The organism is Chitinophaga silvisoli (assembly GCF_003412465.1).
GTDB classification, from domain to species: Bacteria; Bacteroidota; Bacteroidia; order Chitinophagales; family Chitinophagaceae; genus Chitinophaga; species Chitinophaga silvisoli.
Genome location: NZ_QTJV01000007.1, coordinates 77,965 through 97,470, shown reverse-complemented (window position 1 = coordinate 97,470; position 19,506 = coordinate 77,965). Strand labels below are relative to the sequence as shown.

Here is a 19,506-nt window from a genome sequence, read left to right as displayed (position 1 = left end):
CCTATTTTAATCTCCCGGCACGTCAATTGGCTTCATCCCCCATATAAAAATCATTTTTTATGAACCAATATGAAGCCGCTGCAGAAATAGCAGATGAAATACCCTCCATTCAGAAAGAAATAGTCAAAGCCCCCGTATTCGGCTCTGCCTATCTCTGTATCAAAGTATTGGCTAATTATACCCTGAAAATGATCCAGGACCATGAAATAAGAGAAGTGCAACACAGCATGATCCTGGCCGAAAAGATCTACAACAAAGGCAACCAGCTGGTAAAAACAGCCATCGAAAACGTATTCATCTACAGTTTCAGCGCCATGAAAATGCTTTGCTCCCGCCAGGAATGGCAGGAAATCCAAAGCAAAATGCCAGTGAACATCTTCTCTGTATACATCCAACAATTACACGCTTAAACATATGCTCACATTCATCTACCTGCTCATCATAGCAGCCTGTTTTTACATCTTTTATAAATCTATTGACTTCTTCGAAAACATCTAAGCCATGATGACATTACTCCTGATCATATCCATCCTCGTATTCATCTACCTGGTGTATGTGCTCTTAAAACCTGAAAAATTCTGATCTCTTAAATTATGAACAGCGAAATCACAGGTGTCTTAGTCACCTTCTTCATTACCTTACTGATTGCTTTCCCCCTCGGAAAGTACATCGCCAAAGTATTCAGCGGGGCACCTACCTTTACCGACTTCCTATCTCCTTTTGAACGATTCCTCTACCGCACCTGCGGCATCGATCCAAATAAGGAAATGAACTGGAAACAGCACATGGTGGCTTTATTAACCATCAACCTGGTCTGGCTCATCTACGCATTCTTCATTCTCCTGTTCCAGGCACACCTTCCCCTCAACCCGGATGGTAACGGGAACATGACTCCCGACCTGGCCTTCAATACAAGTATCAGTTTCCTCGTCAACTGTAACCTGCAACACTATTCCGGCGAATCCGGACTTACCTACCTCTCACAACTCATCGTCATCACCTTCCTGCAATTTGTATCTGCAGCAAGCGGTATGGCAGCTGTAGCGGTGCTTTTTAAGGCGTTTGCAGGCAAAACGACCGGGAAGCTGGGTAACTTCTTCGTTTTCTTTATTAAGACGATTACGCGCCTCTTATTGCCCCTGGCGGTGATTATGGCCATCATCCTGGCATTTAGTGGCACCCCTGCCTCTTTCGACGGCAAAGACACCATTACCACCCTCCAGGGCGATACCGTACAGGTATCCCGCGGTCCGGCTGCCGGCATGATCGCCATCAAACACCTGGGTACCAACGGCGGTGGCTGGTTCGGCGCTAACTCCGCCCATCCCCTGGAAAATCCAGGTTACTTTACCAACATGGTCGAAGCCATCGCCCAATGTATCCTGCCAATGGCCCTTGTTTTTGCTTTCGGGTTTTTCATCAACAGGAAGAAACTGGGCTATGCCGTCTTCGGTGTCATGACCATCGGTATGCTCACGTTGATGATCCCTAACATGCTCTCCGAACTGGGTGGCAACCCCGCCCTTGCCAAAATAGGTCTGCATGATCACACGGCCATGGAAGGTAAGGAAGTACGTATAGGCGTAGCTGCCTCTGCCTACTGGCAGGTGATGACCACGATCATTTCTACCGGCTCGGTGAACTCCATGCACGATAGTTCCATGCCACTCTCCGGTGCCATGCAATTGCTGGGTATGATGATCAACTGCTTCTATGGTGGTAAAGGTGTGGGACTGCTGAACTACTTTATCTTCCTCATCATTGCCGTGTTTATCTCCGGACTTATGGTAGGCCGTACCCCCGAATTCATGGGTCGCAAAGTGGAAGCAAAGGAAATGAAGATCGCTGCCATTATCGCGCTCTTCCACCCCTTCTTAATCCTGGTTGGTACCGCCATCGCAGCGTACTATCCCCAGGCAGCCTGGTTAAATAATCCAGGTCACCACGGATTCTCGGAGATGCTGTATGAATATACTTCGTCCTCTGCCAACAACGGCTCCGGTTTCGAAGGACTCGGGGATAACAATATCTTCTGGAATATCAGCACAGGTATTGTGATGTTGTTAGGCAGGTTCCTGCCCATCATCGGCCCCGTAGCCATCGCAGGAATCCTGGCGAATAAAAAATATACGCCGGAATCTGCCGGTACGCTGCAGACAGACACCGCTACCTTTGGTATCATGACCTATGCTGTCATTATGATCGTAGCTGCACTGGCCTTCTTCCCCGCTTTGACACTGGGACCTGTGGCCGAATTCTTTCAATTATATTAATCGTTTCCTGTCATGTCCAACAATAAATTATTCGAACCTTCATTGGTAGCCGGTGCCTTAAAACAGGCATTCATCAAACTCTCTCCCCGGAGCATGTTCCGCAACCCGGTTATGTTCACCGTGGAGATAGGTACCGCTATCATGCTGATTGTGACCGCATATACTTTTTATACAAAAGATGCATCACAGGGTGCACCTGCTTACAACCTCACGGTCTTTATCATCCTGCTGTTAACCTTACTCTTTGCCAACTTTGCCGAAGCCATCGCTGAAGCCCGGGGTAAAGCGCAGGCGGAAAGTCTGCGTAAGACAAGAGAAGAAACCCCTGCCAAAAAAATACTGGCTGTCGGCGAGATCTTTATGGACGAAGTGAAAATCGTTCCTTCTTCCCAACTACGCAAAGGCGACATCTTCATCTGCGAAGCCGGCGACATGATCCCTATGGATGGCGAAATCATACAGGGTCTTGCCACCATCGATGAGTCAGCGATCACTGGTGAATCAGCTCCCGTGATCAGGGAAGCAGGTGGCGATAAAAGCTCTGTTACCGGTGGTACAAAAGTGCTGAGTGATAAGATCAAAGTAAGAGTGACCACCGATCCCGGCGAAAGCTTCCTGGACAAAATGATTGCACTGGTAGAAGGCGCAAGTCGTCAGAAAACGCCGAACGAAATTGCGCTGACGATCCTGCTGGCCAGCTTTACCCTGGTATTCATTATTGTATGTGTGACACTGAAACCTTTTGGTGATTTCTCACACACCCCGATTACCATTGCCGCATTCGTTTCTCTTTTTGTTTGCCTGATTCCTACCACCATCGGCGGTTTATTGAGCGCCATCGGTATAGCAGGTATGGACCGTGCACTGAGGGCAAACGTGATCACCAAGAGCGGTAAAGCCGTGGAAACTGCCGGTGACCTGGATACCCTCTTACTCGATAAGACAGGTACCATCACTATCGGCAACAGGAAGGCTACACACTTCTGGCCGGCATATAGTATAGGGAAGAAAGAATTCTTCGAAGCCTGTACACTCGCTTCGCTGGCAGATGAAACACCTGAAGGTAAATCGATCATTGAGTTAGCCGCTGAAAAAGGGATTAAAACCAGCAACTTAAATGCGGCGGGCGCAACCTTCATTCCTTTCACGGCAGAGACCCGCAGCAGTGGCCTGAACCTGGGTCAGCTACGCATCCGGAAGGGTGCTTATGATGCGATTCGTAATATCGTAACCCGTGCCGGCAATGAGTTTCCTGCCGAAACGGAGGAGAAGGTGAAAGAGATTTCTTCCAATGGTGGTACGCCACTGGTAGTGAGTCAGAATGAAATGGTAATGGGTGTCATCGAATTGCAGGACATCATCAAACCCGGGATCCGCGAGCGTTTCGAACGGCTGCGCCGCATGGGTGTAAAGACGGTAATGGTAACGGGCGATAACCCACTTACGGCTAAGTTCATTGCTGAAAAAGCAGGTGTGGATGACTTCATTGCTGAAGCAAAACCAGAAGATAAAATGATTTACATCCGCCGTGAACAGGAAGGTGGTAAACTGGTGGCGATGATGGGCGACGGTACAAACGATGCGCCGGCACTGGCACAGGCCGATGTAGGCGTAGCCATGAACAGCGGTACACAGGCAGCCAAAGAAGCAGGCAACATGGTTGACCTGGACAATGACCCTACCAAACTGATTGAGATCGTTGAGATCGGTAAACAGTTGCTCATGACACGCGGTACCCTGACTACCTTCTCCATTGCCAATGATGTGGCCAAGTATTTTGCCATCGTACCGGCACTATTCGTGACAGCCATTCCAGCTTTGCAGGGACTGAATATCATGCACCTGAAAAGCCCGGAGAGTGCTATACTTTCAGCGGTGATTTTCAATGCGATTATTATTCCTGCATTGATTCCGCTGGCACTGAGAGGGGTCTCCTATAAGCCCATCGGTGCAAGTGCACTCCTGCGCAGGAACCTGTTCATCTACGGCCTGGGTGGTGTGATCATCCCATTCATCGGTATCAAACTGATAGACTTATTTTTATCCTTAATCATGTAACAATGAAAAAATATCTTTTGCCATCTATAAAGCTCACCCTGATTTTAATCTTAGTATTAGGTGTCGCCTATCCCCTGCTGATAGCAGGTGTGGCACACTTCGCCATAGGCCAGGGAAAGGGCCGCACCATCTCAGTAAATGGTAAAGTGGTGGGCTATGAAAATGTAGGACAGAAATTTACAGACGATAAATATTTCCAGGGCCGGCCATCTGCTGTAGATTACAATGCCGCAGGTTCCGGGGGATCTAACAAGGCAGCCAGCAACCCTGATTATCTGAAGACCGTACAGGAAAGGATCGATACTTTCATGGCCCATAACCCGGGTACACTGGCGGCAGATATCCCGGCTGAACTGGTGACAGCTTCAGGGAGCGGCCTGGATCCTGATATCTCACCTTCCGCTGCGGACATCCAGGTAATCAGAATTGCAGCAATTCGTCATCTGGATGTAGCTGCTATCCGTAAACTGGTAGCCGACCATACAGACAAATCGTGGTTAGGACCAGACAAAGTAAATGTATTAAAACTCAATATCGCGCTGGACGCGTTAAAATAATTAGCACAATGGAACAGGACCGGATTATCGTCAGGAAGGCGACACTTTCTGACATTCAATATGCCGCTACAATTACTGATGAAATGGAAGCTTCCGCCAAAGCGAGAGGTACCGGGATAGGAAAGCGGCCCGTATCCACTATTATTGATAAGATCAGGCAGGGTAAAGCAGTGATAGCTGTAACGGCTGATAAAGTGTGGGTAGGATTTTCCTATATTGAGATATGGGGGCATGGGGAATATGTTTCGAATTCAGGACTGATTGTAAATCCTTCATTTCGTAATATGGGGGTTGCTTCCAGGATCAAAAAAAGGATCTTTAGATTATCGAGGGAATTGTACCCGGCAGCAAAGGTCTTTAGTATTACGAGTGGACTGGCGATCATGAAGATGAATACAAAGCTGGGGTTTGAGCCGGTGACCTTTAGTGAGATCACGAAGGATGAGCAGTTCTGGGCAGGGTGTAAAGGTTGTGTCAATTATGATATTTTACAGAAGAAGGAATTCAAACATTGTATTTGCACGGCGATGTTGTATACGCCACAGGAACATGGAATTTCGCAAGCGGTAAAATCTACGGCAGCGCAGCTGCTTCTTTCATAAGCCGGCCGAAGGCCCTCACAAAAAAACAGTCTCCCTATTCATGACTGAAAAAGAAAATAACGTCCAACATTTCCTCGACCTGATCCGTCAATCCAGGCGTGGAAAATTTAAAGTCTACATCGGCATGAGTGCCGGTGTAGGCAAAACCTATCGTATGCTTACGGAGGCTCGTACCCTGCTGCGGAACGGTGTCAACATTCAAATCGCCTACATCGAAACACATAACAGGCCGGAAACCCACTCTTTACTGGAGGGCCTGCCTGTTATTCCACGTCGCCAGTTATTCTATAAAGGCAAAATGCTCGATGAACTGGATATGCAGGCGGTACTCAACCTTCATCCGGAAGTGGTCGTGATCGATGAACTGGCCCACTCCAACATCGAAGGCAGCAAGAATGAAAAACGCTGGCAGGATGTAATGGAAATTCTGGATGCAGGCATCAATGTGATCAGCGCCGTCAATATCCAGCATATTGAAAGCTTGCAGGAAGAAGTCAAGAACATTACTGGTATAGATGTCTCGGAGCGGATTCCTGACAGCATCCTGCTGCAAGCCGATGAAGTGGTGAATATCGACCTCACTGCCGATGAGCTCATCACACGTTTACAGGAAGGCAAGATCTATACCCCTGATAAGATCGCTGTGGCTATGAAGAACTTTTTCCAGCCGGAAAAGATCTTACAGTTACGCGAACTGGCATTGAAAGAAGTGGCCTCCCAGGTAGAGCGTAAGATCGAATCGGCGCTTCCCCGCACGGCGCACCTTCGTAGCGAGCGATTCCTGGCCTGCATCAGCAGTAACCATGTCATTGCCCGCAAGGTGATCAGGAAGACGGCGAGACTGGCGGCTTACTACCATAGCCGTTTTTATGTACTGTATGTACAGACACCGAAGGAGAATATGGACAGGATCGAGCTGGCCTCTCAGCGGCACCTGATCAATAATTTCAAGCTGGCGATGGAACTGGGAGGCGAAGTACTGAAAGTAAAAAGTAGTAATATTGCCAAAACGATCATGGTCACAGCTGAGGAAAAAAACATCACGACTATCTGCATGGGGAAACCCCATCTCAATGTATTAGGCATGGTGTTGAACACGGCTGTATTTGCCCAGTTACTGGGTAAATTGTCTGAATCGGATATTGACGTTATAATTCTGTCATAAGATGCGCCTGAAAACGAAATTAAGTATAGGCATTGGGTTTTTATTTACGGCCATCCTCGTATCCGGATTGCTGGGCATCTTCTCTATCAACCTGATGAAGAAGGATGCACATCTTGTATTGAAAGATAATTACGAAACGCTGGTATATAGCAATAATATGTTGCAGACGCTGGAACAGTTTCGTACGGATCCGAAGAGTATAAAGACCTTTGAAGAAAACCTTGCCAGGCAGGAAGCAAACATCACTGAACCTGGCGAGGGTGTGGCAACAGCCGCAGTACGGGATCTCTTTGAAAAATTAAAACTGGCACCCGGCAATGACTCCCTGCAGCAGCGCCTGCGGGAGAAAATATACCTGATCAATACAGCTAACCAGCAGGCCATCTTTGCCAAGAACAGTACGGCTATGGCCAATGCAAAGCGCTTTAGTAACTGGCTGATGATCATCTTCTCCTTATTATCACTGGTTGCATTTACACTGGCGGTGAACTTCCCGGGTATCATCAGTGAGCCGATCAATGCATTGTCCGAAGGGATCAAATCAATTGTGAACAAGGATTATTCCCGCAGGATCCATCTCAATCAGCATGATGAATTCGGGGAATTGGCACAGGCATTTAATACCATGGCGGAAAAACTGAATGAGTATGAGCATAGTAACCTGGCTAAGATCAAATTTGAGAAATCACGTATTGATACCATCATCAACCAGATGAATGACGGGATTATCGGGATTGATGACACCCGGCATATCCTGTTTGCAAATCGTGTAGCCGAGAAGCTCTTAGGTTTAAAAGAAATAGAGATTGCGGGCAAGTATGCACCGGATGTGGCATTGCAGAATGACCTGATGCGTAGTTTGCTGCAGGAGAAAAGTAAGGAAAAGGAATTGAAGATCTTTGCGGATAATAAGGAGAGTTATTTTCATTTGGATGTGATCAATGTAGATAATAATGAGCGGGTGATTGGGCAGGTGATCGTGTTGCGAAATATTACGCCTTTTCATGAGTTGAATGAGGCGAAGACGAATTTCATAGCTACGATTTCTCATGAGTTGAAGACACCTATTGCGAGTATTAAAATGAGTGCGCAGTTGCTGGCGGATCACCGGGTAGGGTCGGTGAATAAGGAGCAGGATGAGCTGATTAAAAGTATTACGGATGATTCAGACAGGTTGCTGAAGATTACAAGTGAGTTGCTGAATATGAGCCAGGTGGAAACAGGGCATATCCAGTTGAAGATAGCACCGGTGAGTCCTTCAATTATTATAGAGAATGCAACGAGTACGGTTAGTTTCCTGGCACAACAGAAGAATATACGGGTGCGTGTGGAAGAAGCAGCGACACCGTGTAAGATGCTGACAGATCCGGAGAAGACAGCCTGGGTGTTAACGAATTTTTTGACGAATGCAGTGAAGTATTCTCCCGAGGATGATGAGATTGTGTTGACGACGGAGCTGAGTCAAAATAATATTTCATTTACGGTGGCAGATCACGGGAGGGGGATTGATGAAAAGTACCTGCCGAAGATTTTTGACAGGTACTTTAAGGTGCCTGGTACGCCAGAGAAAGCAGGAACAGGTTTAGGTTTGTCGATTTCCAGGGAGTTTATTGAGGCCCAGGGGGGAAAGATATGGGTGAATAGTAAGTTGGGGGAAGGTGCAGTGTTTGGGTTTAGTTTGCCGGTGGCAGTGTAGAGGCGGATACCAAATGCAAAATGAAGGTTAGTTTGAAAAGGCAACCACTACTCTTAGAGCCATCCAATTTTTATAAGAGCAGCAGTTGCCTGGTTTCTTAAATTATTTTTGACATTCTTTTACAACCTTGCGAACACGACAGGTCTTGGTCTTACAACGACCACCCTTGCAGGTGGTGGAGGTACCGGCCTTACAACAACTACCCTTACAGGTGGCGGCGGCGGAGGTGGAGGCACTGGCCTTGCAACGACAACAACTCTTGGGGCGGGTCTGACAAAGATTACCTGGGCCTGCGCATGCGTGCTGGCGGCAAGGGCGCATAAACCTACAATGGAGGAGATCAAAATCTTTTTCATAAAATCAGTTTTATTAACTTTTACTATTTCTATAATTCTCTTTCATTTCCTCTCTCCTCGCCTTCTTATACTCCTGGAACTTCTTAAACTGGTCATCGGACAACAGCGGTTTCAGCGCGGCATCCCTTTCCTGGTCAGCAGCTTTTAATTTCTGAAACTTAGCCAGTTTACCACCGCCTTCCTGTTTAATACTACCCAGTTTAGACAGGAATTGTGCATTGATATCATAGACCTTCTTATACTGATCGTCATTCAGGGAAAGACGTGCCTGCATGGTATCAGTCATTGCTTTGGTGGCCTGATCCTTTCTGCTTCCATCCTGCGCAAATACGCCCTGGCACATGGCTAAGAGCAGTACAAATAATGCAACTAATCCAATTTTGTTTTTCATATTTTAGATTTATAGCAAATAGACAGAAATTTGGGGAATGCGAGGGGGATTTCTTCGGTGAAGCAGGCAAATTCAGGGGTGAAGTTTCTGGTATTTTAAGGTAATACTGAAGACAGTAAGTGTAAAGGGAAAGGTAGTGCATAGGTAAGAAACTTATTAATACATTGATTATGAAAGACCTGTTAATCCCTAATTAAGGGGCTATTGTGGAGGGAGAGGAATTCCTTTTTTGAAAGGGGAAGAATCGCTACATCCAAAGTTTCGTACATTTGAACCCCATACTAATTGCAGCAATTATGAAAGTCATCGTCACCGGTACTACCGGTATGGTAGGAGAAGGCGTCCTGGAAGAATGCCTCCGCAACCCACTGGTTACAGAAGTCGTATCCTTCGCCAGGAAACCCTTTGGCAAGTCTCATCCCAAATTAAAAGAAGTCATCCACCCTGACTTTTTTGATATCCGCCCTGTTGCTGACCAATTAAAAGGTTATGATGCCTGTTTCTTTTGTCTGGGTGTGACCAGCGTTGGCAAAAATGAAGCGGACTATACCCGGGCCACCTATACCCTGACCTTGCATGTAGCTGAAGTACTGAGTGGACAAAGTCCTGACATGACCTTCTGCTATGTCTCCGGCAGTGGAACAGACAGTACTGAAAAAGGCCGTCTCATGTGGGCACGGGTAAAAGGCAGGACCGAGAACGATCTTATGAAACTTCCTTTTAAACAGGTATTTGCGTTCCGGCCTGGATTTTTAAGAGCGGATAAGGGGGCCAGATATGTGTTGAAAGGGTATAAATATGTAGACTGGATTTATCCGATAGGCCGGAAATTGTTTAAAAATGGATTTTGTACGCTTGCAGAAATGGGCAAAGCGATGATTGAAGTAACCGCGAAGGGGTACTTTAAGAAGACAATCGAGGTGAAGGATATTGTTGCGTTGGCAGGGGGGTGATAATTTGAGGTTTGCCACCCTATTTGTATAAGGTTAGCCACCCTTTTTTATATAAGGTTGGCCACCTTTTTAAGTACTGCCGCCATGAACACTACATGACCGCAATACCCTCACAATGAATACGCCTGCCTCTTTTGCAACAACGCCTGCAAATGCTTAATCTCCTGTCCGAAAGGACTCATAATCACCTGTTTCACAGAAGACGATGCAGGTGATAAGGTCTTCGTCAACAGGTTGCTACAAGTGCCTGATGGACTGCAGTCAATATAAAAGCAAGGCCCCGCATTTTCCAGTCTTTCGATCGCCGCACTAAAAGCAATCGGCTCCCGCACCACATCCCAGAAATAATCAGCATCTACCTGGTAAACAGATCCGGATTGAATACCGGAAATAAAAGTAGCCTCCGGGGCTCCGTACCTCAACTGCTGCATAATCCGGATAATAGGCCCCCTGGCCGGTTCCATCAGCGGACTATGAAACGGGTACCGTACCGGCAACTGGCTATAAGACAATTCATGACTATCCAGCCAGAGGCGCAGGGCCAGCAAGGTACGTTCATCAGCAGAAAGTGTGAAATGCCCCTTGCTGTCTATGGCAGCCAGCGTGGTGTTTTCATATAACAAAGGCTCCTGCTCATAAATGGCCGGATCAGCTAAAATGGAGATCATTCCCCCCTTGGTACAGAGACGCTCTATGATACGTGCCTGGTCGATCATGGCCGTGAGCATTTCAGCAGGCGATACCATCCCGCACACAGCAGCAGCGACCATCTCGCCTACACAGCTACCGATTACATAATCAGGCCTGACTTTCAGCTCTTCCTGGAGCAGCCGGGCCAGGGCGTATTGGACCATGAACAGGGCGGGGTTTGTGTAGCGGATATCATCAAAAATCCCTTCCCCGTTGTAACGGCTGCCATACAGGTATTCTACGACTGAAGAACCGGTGTGATTGCGGACTTCCTTGTCTAAATGGAGGATGGTGTTCCTGAAAAAAACATTGCTGTGGTATAACATGGCCCCCATGTTATAATACTGGCTACCATGGCCGGCGAACATGAATACAAAGTCAGGCATAGTGGGTGGGGTTTTGGGTCAAACAATAATACGTTAATGGGTCAGTAAATAATAGCTTAATGGGGCAATCTTAGGTATAATAAATGGATCAGGCTATAATTCCCTATTAAGTCAGACTAAAATTTCTTCATGGGTCAAACAACCATACATTAAATTAAAAGTTTTATGCCGAAAAAGCAAATCGGAAAATCAAAGGTTGTGGTGTAATTTGATTTTTTGTTTGTAGTTAAAATTTAATACAAGCGACAACACTATTAGTTCGCAGGCATTATATTGATTTATACTTATTGCAGCCCCCCCCTGATTCCCTAACCGCTACTGGGCATTTTCCTCAAAACACGCCAGGTACTTATCGATAAACTCCTGTTTCCGCTTCGCCCTGTACTGCATCACAAACCTCGGATGTTCCAGCGGCACTATCTTCTTAAAAAATCCCTCCTGTTCATTCAGTTTTATTAAAAACCGGCTATTCTTCCCCGTCCCCAGACAGTAACACACACTTGTATCCACCCCAAATTCCAACTGCTTTTTTATATTCTCCACCATAAAAGGATACACTGCTTTGGTCAGCTCCGCGCTATCATAATAGTTGTAATTAATTTCTGTTCCATCCGCCTTCACTGAGGTGAAGCCCAGGGGCGATACAGAAGCAAAATAAAAATCATGATAAAACTTCTCTGGTCCTCCGTATGCTGCAATGACATCATAAATAAACACGGAGGATGGCTCATGTGTTTGGATACCGGAAATGGATATACCGCATACGGATTGCAGGCGCTTGGTATCTGTAAAGGGGATGCCGGTGGAACCAGAGCCTAAGCGGCCGGGATTGATGCCCATAATGATCTGCCGGGGATGGTGATCACCGTAAAAACGGCGGTAGAATTGCTTCATGATCTCCATGACCTGGGGCTGTTCACGGAAAGGGTTCATGATGCGGATGCCTTGGGGCAATTTGCCGGTGTATGCAAGGTGAGTGTTAAAATCGATGACGTGGTCTGCAAAGGTCATTTTCATGGAACGAAAATAACTGATTTCTTATTACCAATAGTTCGGTTATTGCTACCAACCAGTTGTTTTTACTCCATCAATCACAGACCATATAATTATACTGCTTACAAATTTATTGTCATCATGGCTAGACGGCCCTATCCCGGGTGTATACGTTCTTTCATGTTAATCAGTAATCCCTTGTCCGTTTCATTTTTAAAATGGGATAGTCCCTGCCTTCATCATCTTTTTCTGTTCTGCTATACACCTCAAACCCCATCTTTTCATAAAAGCCTTTCGCCTGTAAATTTTGTTCATTCACATCAACCTCACTCGCCTTTAGTTCCGATATTGCAAAATTCATCAGATACTTTCCAAGGCCTTTTCCAATATATGCAGGATCTAAAAATAACATTTCGATTTTTGTTTCATGTAACCCGATAAACCCAATCACCTCATTGTGCTCCAATAAACAAAAAACATCCAATACCCCAAAGTCAAAGCTTTGCAGCATTTCTTTAATTGCAACAAAATCATTTGTGTGTAAAAAATCGTGGGTCGCTAAAACGGATCTTTCCCAAACGTTCAATAGCGCGTCTTTAAAACGAGTATTATATCTTTCTATCTGATAGTTCATGATTAATTTCATTTTAGTGGAGCAAGGCATTGTAAATGCCTGCTGCACTATCTGCCATTTGCCTTATCACCCGTCAGGGTCATCACAGTACTGGTGATCATCGCCACCAGTTTTCCATCACTACGAAATATCTCGCATTGGATAATGGCTGATCGTTTTTCCTTTCTGCAAAGGTATTGCTTTTGCCATGAATATGGCCATCAGCCATATGACTAATGTCTATTTCAGCATTGCCATAACTTACGCAAATTGGTATTAAAATCGATACTGCTAAGTTTAAGACTTTTGAAAAAATGCCTTTTGCCCACATATTTTACCTGCAACCGGTACCCCATCCATTTTACCGAAACAAAAATTATTAATAATTTAGGTGCACATGAAGCAACGTTTTGGCATTCTATTCCCCCTGATCCTGGGGACCTTTATGGCGGGAATAGACAGTAGTATAGTGAATGTTTCCCTCCCCACCATGAGCACGCAATTTGGGGTTGGGCTGGATGCAATTGAATGGGTCATTGTCGCCTACATGCTGGGGTTTTGTGTCTTTATGCCTCTCACCAGCTGGCTGAAAGAACAGATTGGGTTTTATGCATTATACCTGATCAGTTTGTCGATCTTTACCTTCGGTTCCCTCTTATGTGCCATTTCTGTAAGTCTGCCGGAGCTGATAGCCGCAAGGGCGATTCAGTCTTTTGGAGGCGGTGCCATTACACCAACTGCGATGGCTATATTGACCCTTGTATTTCCCCCGGAAGAAAGAGGCAAGGTAATGGGTTGGTGGTCCCTGGGCAGCATTGCCGGACCCGCCATTGGACCGACTTTGGGAGGTACGCTGACCAATTTGTACGGTTGGCCGTCTATCTTTTATATCAACCTGCCTATCGGGATCCTGACCATCGGGATTGCCGCATATACTTTACGATTCCTGAAGACCTCGGCCCGCCAGCCTGCCCGTTTTGATGCCGGTGGCTTTGGGTTGTTTACTGTATTTATTATTTTATTTCAGTATGCCATTGCGGTATTGCCGGATAAAGGGTTTGCCTCGCTGGCGGTATGGATTCCTTTTGTTGTCAGTATTATCGCAATTGTTGTATTTATCCGGCGCAGTCTGCCTAATCCCCATGCGCTTTTTAATCTTCACATTTTCCGACATAGAATTTACACATATTGCATCCTGATTACCAGTGTCCGTTCAGTAGCTATCTTTGGAGGATTGTTCCTGTTGCCGTTCTTACTACAGGGACAGCTAGGGTTTTCAGAAATTGCTTCGGGATTACTGATCCTGCCTTTTTCGGCGGTAATGGCGCTGGTGACACCTATTGCGGGATCCTTGTCTGATAAGTTCGGACCGAGGCGCTTGATTGTGGTAGGGCTGGTACTTGTGGCTATTTCTATGGTGCAGCTTTCTCTGTTAAATACGCCGGATTTATTCCCGATTATTGCGGCGATGGTGGTGAGAGGGTTTGGAATTGGATTGCTGGTTTCAACGATTACGGCAGCGGCGATGAGTGCCGTACTGCCTGAGGAGGTGACACAGGCTTCTGCTATGTTTTCTTTGATCCAGCAATTGAGTGGAACGATTGGGATTGCGTTTAGTGGGTTGCTGCAGCAATACATTATGCGGTATTATACTGACGGGAAAGGGTATACGGAAACTGTGGCGCATCATTATGGGATCCAGGATACGTTTTTTATTGCAGCAGTATTGGTAGTGGCGACGCTGCCTTTTGCATTGAAACTGCCACATTTTGTGAAGCGACCGGTGAAATAGAAATTTGGCAGGCACAAATTGAAATTCATTTACCCGGCTTATTGAATTCCATTTACCCGGCTTAATGCAAGGAATTGTAGGGATTGAAAACTTGAATTTAATTACGCTCATAATGAATAAAACCTCATCGTCTTAAAAAACAGATCTGATCACCTGGCTTAATGCCCTTCAATTTTATGGGGTAATAAATAAACCAATCCCCTCTACCCATCATCCATCCACCCAAAACTCATTATCTTAAAAAACAACTAAATTAATACCATGCAGCACTCGGCAAAAATCACTACCCTCTTCCTGGACATCGGCGGGGTTTTATTAAGCAACGGCTGGGACCGTGCAGCCCGTAAAGAAGCCGCCAGGATTTTCGATCTCGACATTGTTGAACTGGAAGAACGCCACCACCTTACCTTCGATACATATGAAGAAGGCAAGCTCACCCTGGACGACTACCTTACCAGGATCGTCTTCTACGAACACAGGGAATTTACCCGGAATGATTTCAAGGAGTTCATGTACAGCCGTACCACCCCTTATCCTGAAATGATTGACCTGATCTGCCAGTTGAAAGAACATTATAAACTTAAGATCGCCATCGTTAATAACGAAGGACGCGAACTCAATGAATACCGCATCCGTACCTTCGGCATCGACAAGTTCGTAGATTTCTTCATTTCCTCCTGCTTCGTACATTTCCGCAAGCCAGATGCTGATATCTGGAAAATGGCCCTGGATATCGCGCTTGTTCGCCCCGAGGAAGTGCTTTATATCGAAGACCGCGCTATGTTTATTCATGTAGCTGAAGGACTGGGTATTAATGGCCTGCTGCACGAGAATTATACAAAAACGCTGGAGAAACTGAAGGAATGGGGATTGGGCCTGCCGCCACAATAAGAGAGGATTCTGTTACAATAAAGGCGACTTTCATTACAAAAAAGAGACTTCCGCCACAATAAAAGAGCCTCCCGTCACCGGAAGGCTAAAGGGGGTGCAAATCAACGTAATAGAAGTTTTTTGCAATAGATGTATTACAAATATATGTTTCACCACATATAATAGTATCCCACGAACTGTGTATTTATTAGAAAAGCATCCTCCCAAAGGGAGATGCTTTTCTAGTAAAATGATCAATTTTAGCCCTATTTCCACACCAGGGTCACTACCGCTCCCCCCTTCAACACATACTTATATACGCTATTCCCATCCTGCACGGAGAATTCCCTATCCTTCTCACCCGTATTCAACACCACCAATACCCTACTCCCATCCTTATTCAAAAACGCCACATTCTCCAACCCATCCGGGTGCCCGGATGCCACTCTCTTCGCGCCCGGCCGCACATACTTACTAAAATGCGCCAGGGCGTAATACTCTACATTCCTGCTTACTGTCCCACTATCAGACCTTACCGTCACCACTCCCCTGCAGGTCATACAACCCCTGTTTATCTTCTCCCCGGCCGGACCAGGCTGATTGGTGGTAGGCCCGTTATGCTCATCCAGCGCCATATTCCACAACAATACATTCCTGGACCAGTTATTCACCGTACCTATCATCAGGTTGCCTACCATATACTTCAGGTTACCCGCAAAATCAGGTGCCCAGCTCCCGCCGCTACACTCTGTAAAGTACAGTCCCTTGTTAGGATAGGCCTCATGGACCTGGCTCATTGCACCCACAGACCCCTCATAGCAATGAAAGGCGGCCCCGGCCACATATTTACCTGCCACTGAATCATCCAATATTGAAATCGGGTACTCAGGACTATTCCAGTTATGATCAAATAACAATATTTCTGTATTTATCCCCTTTTGGTGTAATACGGGTCCCAGGTGATCCTTAATAAACGCCAACTGTTCAGGTGCCGTCATCTTCATGGTGGGATATGCCGCCTCATACTGCGGTTCGTTCTGCACACTCAGGCTGCTTGCTTTAATGCCGTATGCACCTAATGCCTGGATGTATTTTGCAAAATATTGTGCATAGGCTGCATAAGCATCAGGTCTTAATGAACCACCTTCCAGCTTATCGCTCGTCTTCATCCAGGCCGGCGCACTCCAGGGCGTAACCATGATATGAATAGATGGGTTGATGGCCACCACCTCTTTCAACACAGGGATTAATGCACCCGTGTCTTTTGCAAGACTGAAATGCGTGAGACTATCATCCCGCTCTCCGGCTGGCATGTCATCATAACTATAAGGGGATAGTGAAAAGTCAGAAGCGCCTATTGAAAGACGGATATAATTGATCCCAATCCCCTTTTCGGCATCAAACAGTTCATCCAGCAATGCCTTCCGTTTCGGCGCTGTCATATACTGCTGCATGACATAAGCAGAGGACCCCGTCATTGCAGCACCAAAGCCTTCTATCTCCTGGTATTGCAGACTGGTATCAATCCGTACATTCACCAGCGCGGTATCCTTTACCGGCTTTAAAACAGGCTGTGATTGGAATAATTGTTTTTCATCAGCAGTAGTCAGATACACTGCTGCATGCTCATTTTTCTGGGCACAACCAGCCAGGACGGATGCCAAGCACCCGGCATACAACCATAATTTCATGATAGAAAAGTTGAGACATGGGGGCCGCAGCAGCCCCCATATAGATTATAATTTAAACTTCGCAGTCAGCTTCGCCACATGCACCTCAAAATCGCCCGGTTCCAACACCGGCTTGCCATCCACACCTGCAAAGGCCAGCTGCTCTACCGGAATATCAAATGTCACAGTCTTACCCTCACCTGCCTGTAAACTGATCTTCTCAAACCCACGTAAGCGCTTCACATCAGGAGAGATCAGGGTAGCCACCAGGTCTGATGTATACACTTCTACTGCTTCCTTACCTGCCTTAGTTCCTGTATTCTTCACGTCTACACTCACATGCAGCACGCGGTTCTCAAGCGCCACACGAAGATTACTATATTCAAAAGTAGTATAACTCAATCCTGCACCAAATGGGTACTGTGGATTATAATCTGCCTCATAGTTATACACCCCTTCTGCCTTTGTCTGCTCTTCAGATGGCTTATGGATATAACCAATCAATGCATTGGGATAACGCGGATAGGTATACGGCAATTTCCCGGATGGGTTCACATCACCATACAACACATCTGCTATCGCATCGCCACCGAAGTTGCCAGGCAGATAGCCCAGTACCACGCTTTTCACGCCCTGCTCAAATTTACTGATGATGCGCGGGCGACCTTCTGTCAGCACCAGCACCACCGGCTTACCTGTCGCAATCAGCTGTTGTGCCAGTGTAGTCTGGTCATCCCCGATGTAGAGGTCATTCAGATCACCGGGTTTCTCAGCATATGAGTTCTCACCCAGGCACATTACAATCACATCTGCATTTTTTGCAGCTGCTACAGCATCAGCCATACGGTCAGGGGCTTCTTCATACCACTTGCCATTTGCCTTATAGCTCACGCCAGGTACATAAGTGACATTCCCTTCACCTGCTTTCTTTTTCAATGCAGTAAGAATAGAGTTGTACTGTGCTGTAAACTGTGGCACCTTTTCACCCTGCCAGCTATAACTCCAGGCACCATCCAGTGTCCGGATGTCATTCGCGTTAGGACCGGTTACCAGGATCTTAGCACCTTTTGCCAATGGCAATACACCCCCTTCATTCTTCAGCAGTGTAATTGCCTCTGCGGCTGCATCATAAGATGCTTTTTCAAATTCTTTGCTCCCGAATTTAGGATAGTCTTTATAGTTAGTCACCGGTTTCTCAAACAATCCCAGTTCAAACTTTACGCGCAGCACCCTGCGTACCGCATCGTCAATTCTTGACTGTGGTACCTTTCCTTCCTTTACCAATGCTACCAGTCCTTCGCAGAAGGGCTCATAGTTGTAAGGAATCATAGACATATCAATCCCGGCATTGATCGCCAGCATAATCGCTTCCTTATCGCTAGCTGCAATATGATCCCGGCGATACAGGTTTTCAATATCCGCCCAGTCTGTCACTGCAAGACCTTTAAAGCCCAGCTCTTCTTTCAGTAATTTCGTCAGGATTTCATAATTCGCATGCACCGGAATACCATTGATCTGGCCGGAGTTGATCATAATGGTATGCGCACCCGCTTCTACCCCGGCTTTGAAAGCTGGCAGGTGGTATTCATACAGCTGTTGCTTACTGATGTTTGCCGGTGTACGGTCTTTACCGGATACAGGTGCCTGGTAACCCAGGAAGTGTTTGATACTTGCCGCCACATGGGTCACATCATTCACATCATTCTTCTCCCCTTCGTATCCTTTCACAATTTCATGTCCCATCTGTGCACCGATATAAGGATCTTCGCCAAATGATTCCCAAATACGCGGGAACCGTGGGTCTGCACCTAAATCCAGTACAGGAGAAAACACCCATGGGGTATTGCTCGCCCTTGTTTCATACGCCGTAATTTCAGCACCTTTACGTACCAGTTCCCTGTTACGTGTAGCCGCCTGCGCTATCTGCTGGGGGAACAGGGTTGCACCTGCTGTGTAAGTCGCCCCGTGAATGGCATCTATACCAAAGATCACAGGGATCTGCAAGGCATTGCCTTTCATATTTACCTGCTGGATATAGCTCACTACTTCCCACCATCGCTGTGGTGTGAGTGCCTTATTGTTTGCTGTATTCAGCACGGAACCAATCTTGTATTTTACCAGTGCTTTCTGCATCTCCGCAGTGTCAATCACCAGCGGATCGAAGCTCGAAAAGCGGTTAGGGCCTTTCCCTACTACGTCGAGCGTGATTTGTGCCATCTGGCCTACTTTCTCTTCCAGAGACATTTTAGCCAGCAAAGCTTCTACTCTTGCATTGATAGTCGCGGAATCATAAGCTACCACCTTTGCCTGTGGTGCCGCCTTTGTTTTTTTCTGCGCATGTACCTGTGTGAGCGGGCATATGATCCCTCCCACCAAAGCTACTGTGAGCAGACGTTTTCCAAAATCCATGTTGTTGTGTGTTTAGAGTCGCTATAGATTAT

18 protein-coding genes are annotated in these 19,506 nt (G+C 46.4%); 12 read left to right on the top strand and 6 right to left on the bottom strand.

All coding sequences use genetic code 11. The features are described 5' to 3' along the window. The first annotated feature begins 59 nt into the window (after positions 1 to 59). The 9 genes from DXN04_RS19165 (at position 60) to DXN04_RS35630 (ending at position 8,625) form a co-directional block, all read left to right on the top strand. A complete protein-coding gene (locus DXN04_RS19165) occupies positions 60 to 410 on the top strand; it encodes a DUF7674 family protein (protein ID WP_116855006.1) in 351 nt (116 codons plus the stop codon). Positions 411 to 501: 91 nt separating this feature from the next. Then, positions 502 to 582, top strand: a complete 81-nt coding sequence (gene kdpF, locus DXN04_RS35825) for a K(+)-transporting ATPase subunit F (protein WP_044219073.1) — start codon at positions 502 to 504, stop codon at positions 580 to 582. Positions 583 to 593: 11 nt separating this feature from the next. Further along, positions 594 to 2,273 carry a potassium-transporting ATPase subunit KdpA gene (gene kdpA, locus DXN04_RS19155; RefSeq protein WP_116855005.1) on the top strand — a complete coding sequence of 560 codons (1,680 nt, stop codon included), beginning with the start codon at positions 594 to 596 and terminating at the stop codon, positions 2,271 to 2,273. Positions 2,274 to 2,285: 12 nt separating this feature from the next. Continuing rightward, on the top strand, positions 2,286 to 4,331 hold the full coding sequence (gene kdpB / locus DXN04_RS19150) for a potassium-transporting ATPase subunit KdpB (RefSeq protein WP_116855004.1): 2,046 nt from the start codon (positions 2,286 to 2,288) through the stop codon (positions 4,329 to 4,331). A gap of 2 nt (positions 4,332 to 4,333) precedes the next feature. Then, positions 4,334 to 4,888: a potassium-transporting ATPase subunit KdpC gene (kdpC, locus tag DXN04_RS19145; RefSeq protein WP_116855003.1), complete on the top strand. Its 555-nt coding sequence runs from the start codon at positions 4,334 to 4,336 to the stop codon at positions 4,886 to 4,888. An 8-nt stretch (positions 4,889 to 4,896) separates the two neighbouring features. Beyond that, on the top strand, positions 4,897 to 5,490 hold the full coding sequence (locus DXN04_RS19140) for a GNAT family N-acetyltransferase (protein WP_116855002.1): 594 nt from the start codon (positions 4,897 to 4,899) through the stop codon (positions 5,488 to 5,490). A gap of 40 nt (positions 5,491 to 5,530) precedes the next feature. Further along, positions 5,531 to 6,655 (top strand): sensor protein KdpD, encoded by a 1,125-nt coding sequence (locus DXN04_RS19135; protein WP_116855001.1) that lies wholly within the window; start codon positions 5,531 to 5,533, stop codon positions 6,653 to 6,655. Between the two features lies 1 nt (position 6,656). Then, positions 6,657 to 8,351 carry a HAMP domain-containing sensor histidine kinase gene (locus tag DXN04_RS19130; RefSeq protein WP_116855000.1) on the top strand — a complete coding sequence of 565 codons (1,695 nt, stop codon included), beginning with the start codon at positions 6,657 to 6,659 and terminating at the stop codon, positions 8,349 to 8,351. 145 nt (positions 8,352 to 8,496) lie between these two features. After that, complete coding sequence (locus DXN04_RS35630; RefSeq protein ID WP_262512484.1) at positions 8,497 to 8,625, top strand: hypothetical protein; 129 nt, start codon at positions 8,497 to 8,499, stop codon at positions 8,623 to 8,625. A 95-nt stretch (positions 8,626 to 8,720) separates the two neighbouring features. Here DXN04_RS35630 and DXN04_RS19120 read toward each other — a convergent pair whose 3' ends face one another. Beyond that, a complete protein-coding gene (locus DXN04_RS19120; RefSeq protein WP_116854998.1) occupies positions 8,721 to 9,098 on the bottom strand; it encodes a hypothetical protein in 378 nt (125 codons plus the stop codon). A 296-nt stretch (positions 9,099 to 9,394) separates the two neighbouring features. On the opposite strand from DXN04_RS19120, the gene DXN04_RS19115 reads away from it, so the two are divergent. Further along, a complete protein-coding gene (locus tag DXN04_RS19115) occupies positions 9,395 to 10,051 on the top strand; it encodes an NAD-dependent epimerase/dehydratase family protein (protein ID WP_116854997.1) in 657 nt (218 codons plus the stop codon). A 110-nt stretch (positions 10,052 to 10,161) separates the two neighbouring features. Here DXN04_RS19115 and DXN04_RS19110 read toward each other — a convergent pair whose 3' ends face one another. From DXN04_RS19110 to DXN04_RS19100, 3 genes are all read right to left on the bottom strand, one after another. Further along, positions 10,162 to 11,127, bottom strand: a complete 966-nt coding sequence (locus tag DXN04_RS19110; protein WP_116854996.1) for an acyltransferase domain-containing protein — start codon at positions 11,125 to 11,127, stop codon at positions 10,162 to 10,164. Positions 11,128 to 11,442: 315 nt separating this feature from the next. Continuing rightward, a complete protein-coding gene (locus DXN04_RS19105) occupies positions 11,443 to 12,144 on the bottom strand; it encodes an SMUG2 DNA glycosylase family protein (protein ID WP_116854995.1) in 702 nt (233 codons plus the stop codon). A gap of 163 nt (positions 12,145 to 12,307) precedes the next feature. Then, positions 12,308 to 12,754: a GNAT family N-acetyltransferase gene (locus DXN04_RS19100; RefSeq protein ID WP_116855263.1), complete on the bottom strand. Its 447-nt coding sequence runs from the start codon at positions 12,752 to 12,754 to the stop codon at positions 12,308 to 12,310. 376 nt (positions 12,755 to 13,130) lie between these two features. Here DXN04_RS19100 and DXN04_RS19090 point away from each other — a divergent pair, with 376 nt between their 5' ends. Together DXN04_RS19090 and DXN04_RS19085 are read left to right on the top strand one after the other, a co-directional pair. Beyond that, entirely contained in the window at positions 13,131 to 14,525 is a 1,395-nt protein-coding gene (locus DXN04_RS19090) for a DHA2 family efflux MFS transporter permease subunit (protein WP_116854994.1), read from the top strand. Between the two features lie 261 nt (positions 14,526 to 14,786). After that, positions 14,787 to 15,416 carry an HAD family hydrolase gene (locus DXN04_RS19085; RefSeq protein WP_116854993.1) on the top strand — a complete coding sequence of 210 codons (630 nt, stop codon included), beginning with the start codon at positions 14,787 to 14,789 and terminating at the stop codon, positions 15,414 to 15,416. Positions 15,417 to 15,661: 245 nt separating this feature from the next. Here DXN04_RS19085 and DXN04_RS19080 read toward each other — a convergent pair whose 3' ends face one another. Both DXN04_RS19080 and DXN04_RS19075 read right to left on the bottom strand, forming a co-directional pair. Continuing rightward, complete coding sequence (locus tag DXN04_RS19080) at positions 15,662 to 17,086, bottom strand: glycoside hydrolase family 30 protein (RefSeq protein WP_116854992.1); 1,425 nt, start codon at positions 17,084 to 17,086, stop codon at positions 15,662 to 15,664. 45 nt (positions 17,087 to 17,131) lie between these two features. Further along, entirely contained in the window at positions 17,132 to 19,474 is a 2,343-nt protein-coding gene (locus tag DXN04_RS19075; RefSeq protein WP_116854991.1) for a glycoside hydrolase family 3 N-terminal domain-containing protein, read from the bottom strand. Positions 19,475 to 19,506: the final 32 nt, after the last annotated feature.

Bases quoted from the DNA above. Each gene is read 5' to 3' on its own strand.
- DXN04_RS19165 (WP_116855006.1), top strand. From the start codon at position 60: ATGAACCAATATGAAGCCGCTGCAGAAATAGCAGATGAAATACCCTCC.
- kdpC (WP_116855003.1), top strand. From the start codon at position 4,334: ATGAAAAAATATCTTTTGCCATCTATAAAGCTCACCCTGATTTTAATC.
- kdpF (WP_044219073.1), top strand. From the start codon at position 502: ATGATGACATTACTCCTGATCATATCCATCCTCGTATTCATCTACCTG.
- DXN04_RS19130 (WP_116855000.1), top strand. From the start codon at position 6,657: ATGCGCCTGAAAACGAAATTAAGTATAGGCATTGGGTTTTTATTTACG.
- DXN04_RS19085 (WP_116854993.1), top strand. From the start codon at position 14,787: ATGCAGCACTCGGCAAAAATCACTACCCTCTTCCTGGACATCGGCGGG.
- DXN04_RS19140 (WP_116855002.1), top strand. From the start codon at position 4,897: ATGGAACAGGACCGGATTATCGTCAGGAAGGCGACACTTTCTGACATT.
- DXN04_RS19100 (WP_116855263.1), bottom strand. From the start codon at position 12,754: ATGAACTATCAGATAGAAAGATATAATACTCGTTTTAAAGACGCGCTA.
- kdpB (WP_116855004.1), top strand. From the start codon at position 2,286: ATGTCCAACAATAAATTATTCGAACCTTCATTGGTAGCCGGTGCCTTA.
- DXN04_RS19080 (WP_116854992.1), bottom strand. From the start codon at position 17,086: ATGAAATTATGGTTGTATGCCGGGTGCTTGGCATCCGTCCTGGCTGGT.
- DXN04_RS19135 (WP_116855001.1), top strand. From the start codon at position 5,531: ATGACTGAAAAAGAAAATAACGTCCAACATTTCCTCGACCTGATCCGT.
- DXN04_RS19090 (WP_116854994.1), top strand. From the start codon at position 13,131: ATGAAGCAACGTTTTGGCATTCTATTCCCCCTGATCCTGGGGACCTTT.
- DXN04_RS19115 (WP_116854997.1), top strand. From the start codon at position 9,395: ATGAAAGTCATCGTCACCGGTACTACCGGTATGGTAGGAGAAGGCGTC.
- DXN04_RS19075 (WP_116854991.1), bottom strand. From the start codon at position 19,474: ATGGATTTTGGAAAACGTCTGCTCACAGTAGCTTTGGTGGGAGGGATC.
- DXN04_RS19105 (WP_116854995.1), bottom strand. From the start codon at position 12,144: ATGAAAATGACCTTTGCAGACCACGTCATCGATTTTAACACTCACCTT.
- kdpA (WP_116855005.1), top strand. From the start codon at position 594: ATGAACAGCGAAATCACAGGTGTCTTAGTCACCTTCTTCATTACCTTA.
- DXN04_RS19120 (WP_116854998.1), bottom strand. From the start codon at position 9,098: ATGAAAAACAAAATTGGATTAGTTGCATTATTTGTACTGCTCTTAGCC.
- DXN04_RS19110 (WP_116854996.1), bottom strand. From the start codon at position 11,127: ATGCCTGACTTTGTATTCATGTTCGCCGGCCATGGTAGCCAGTATTAT.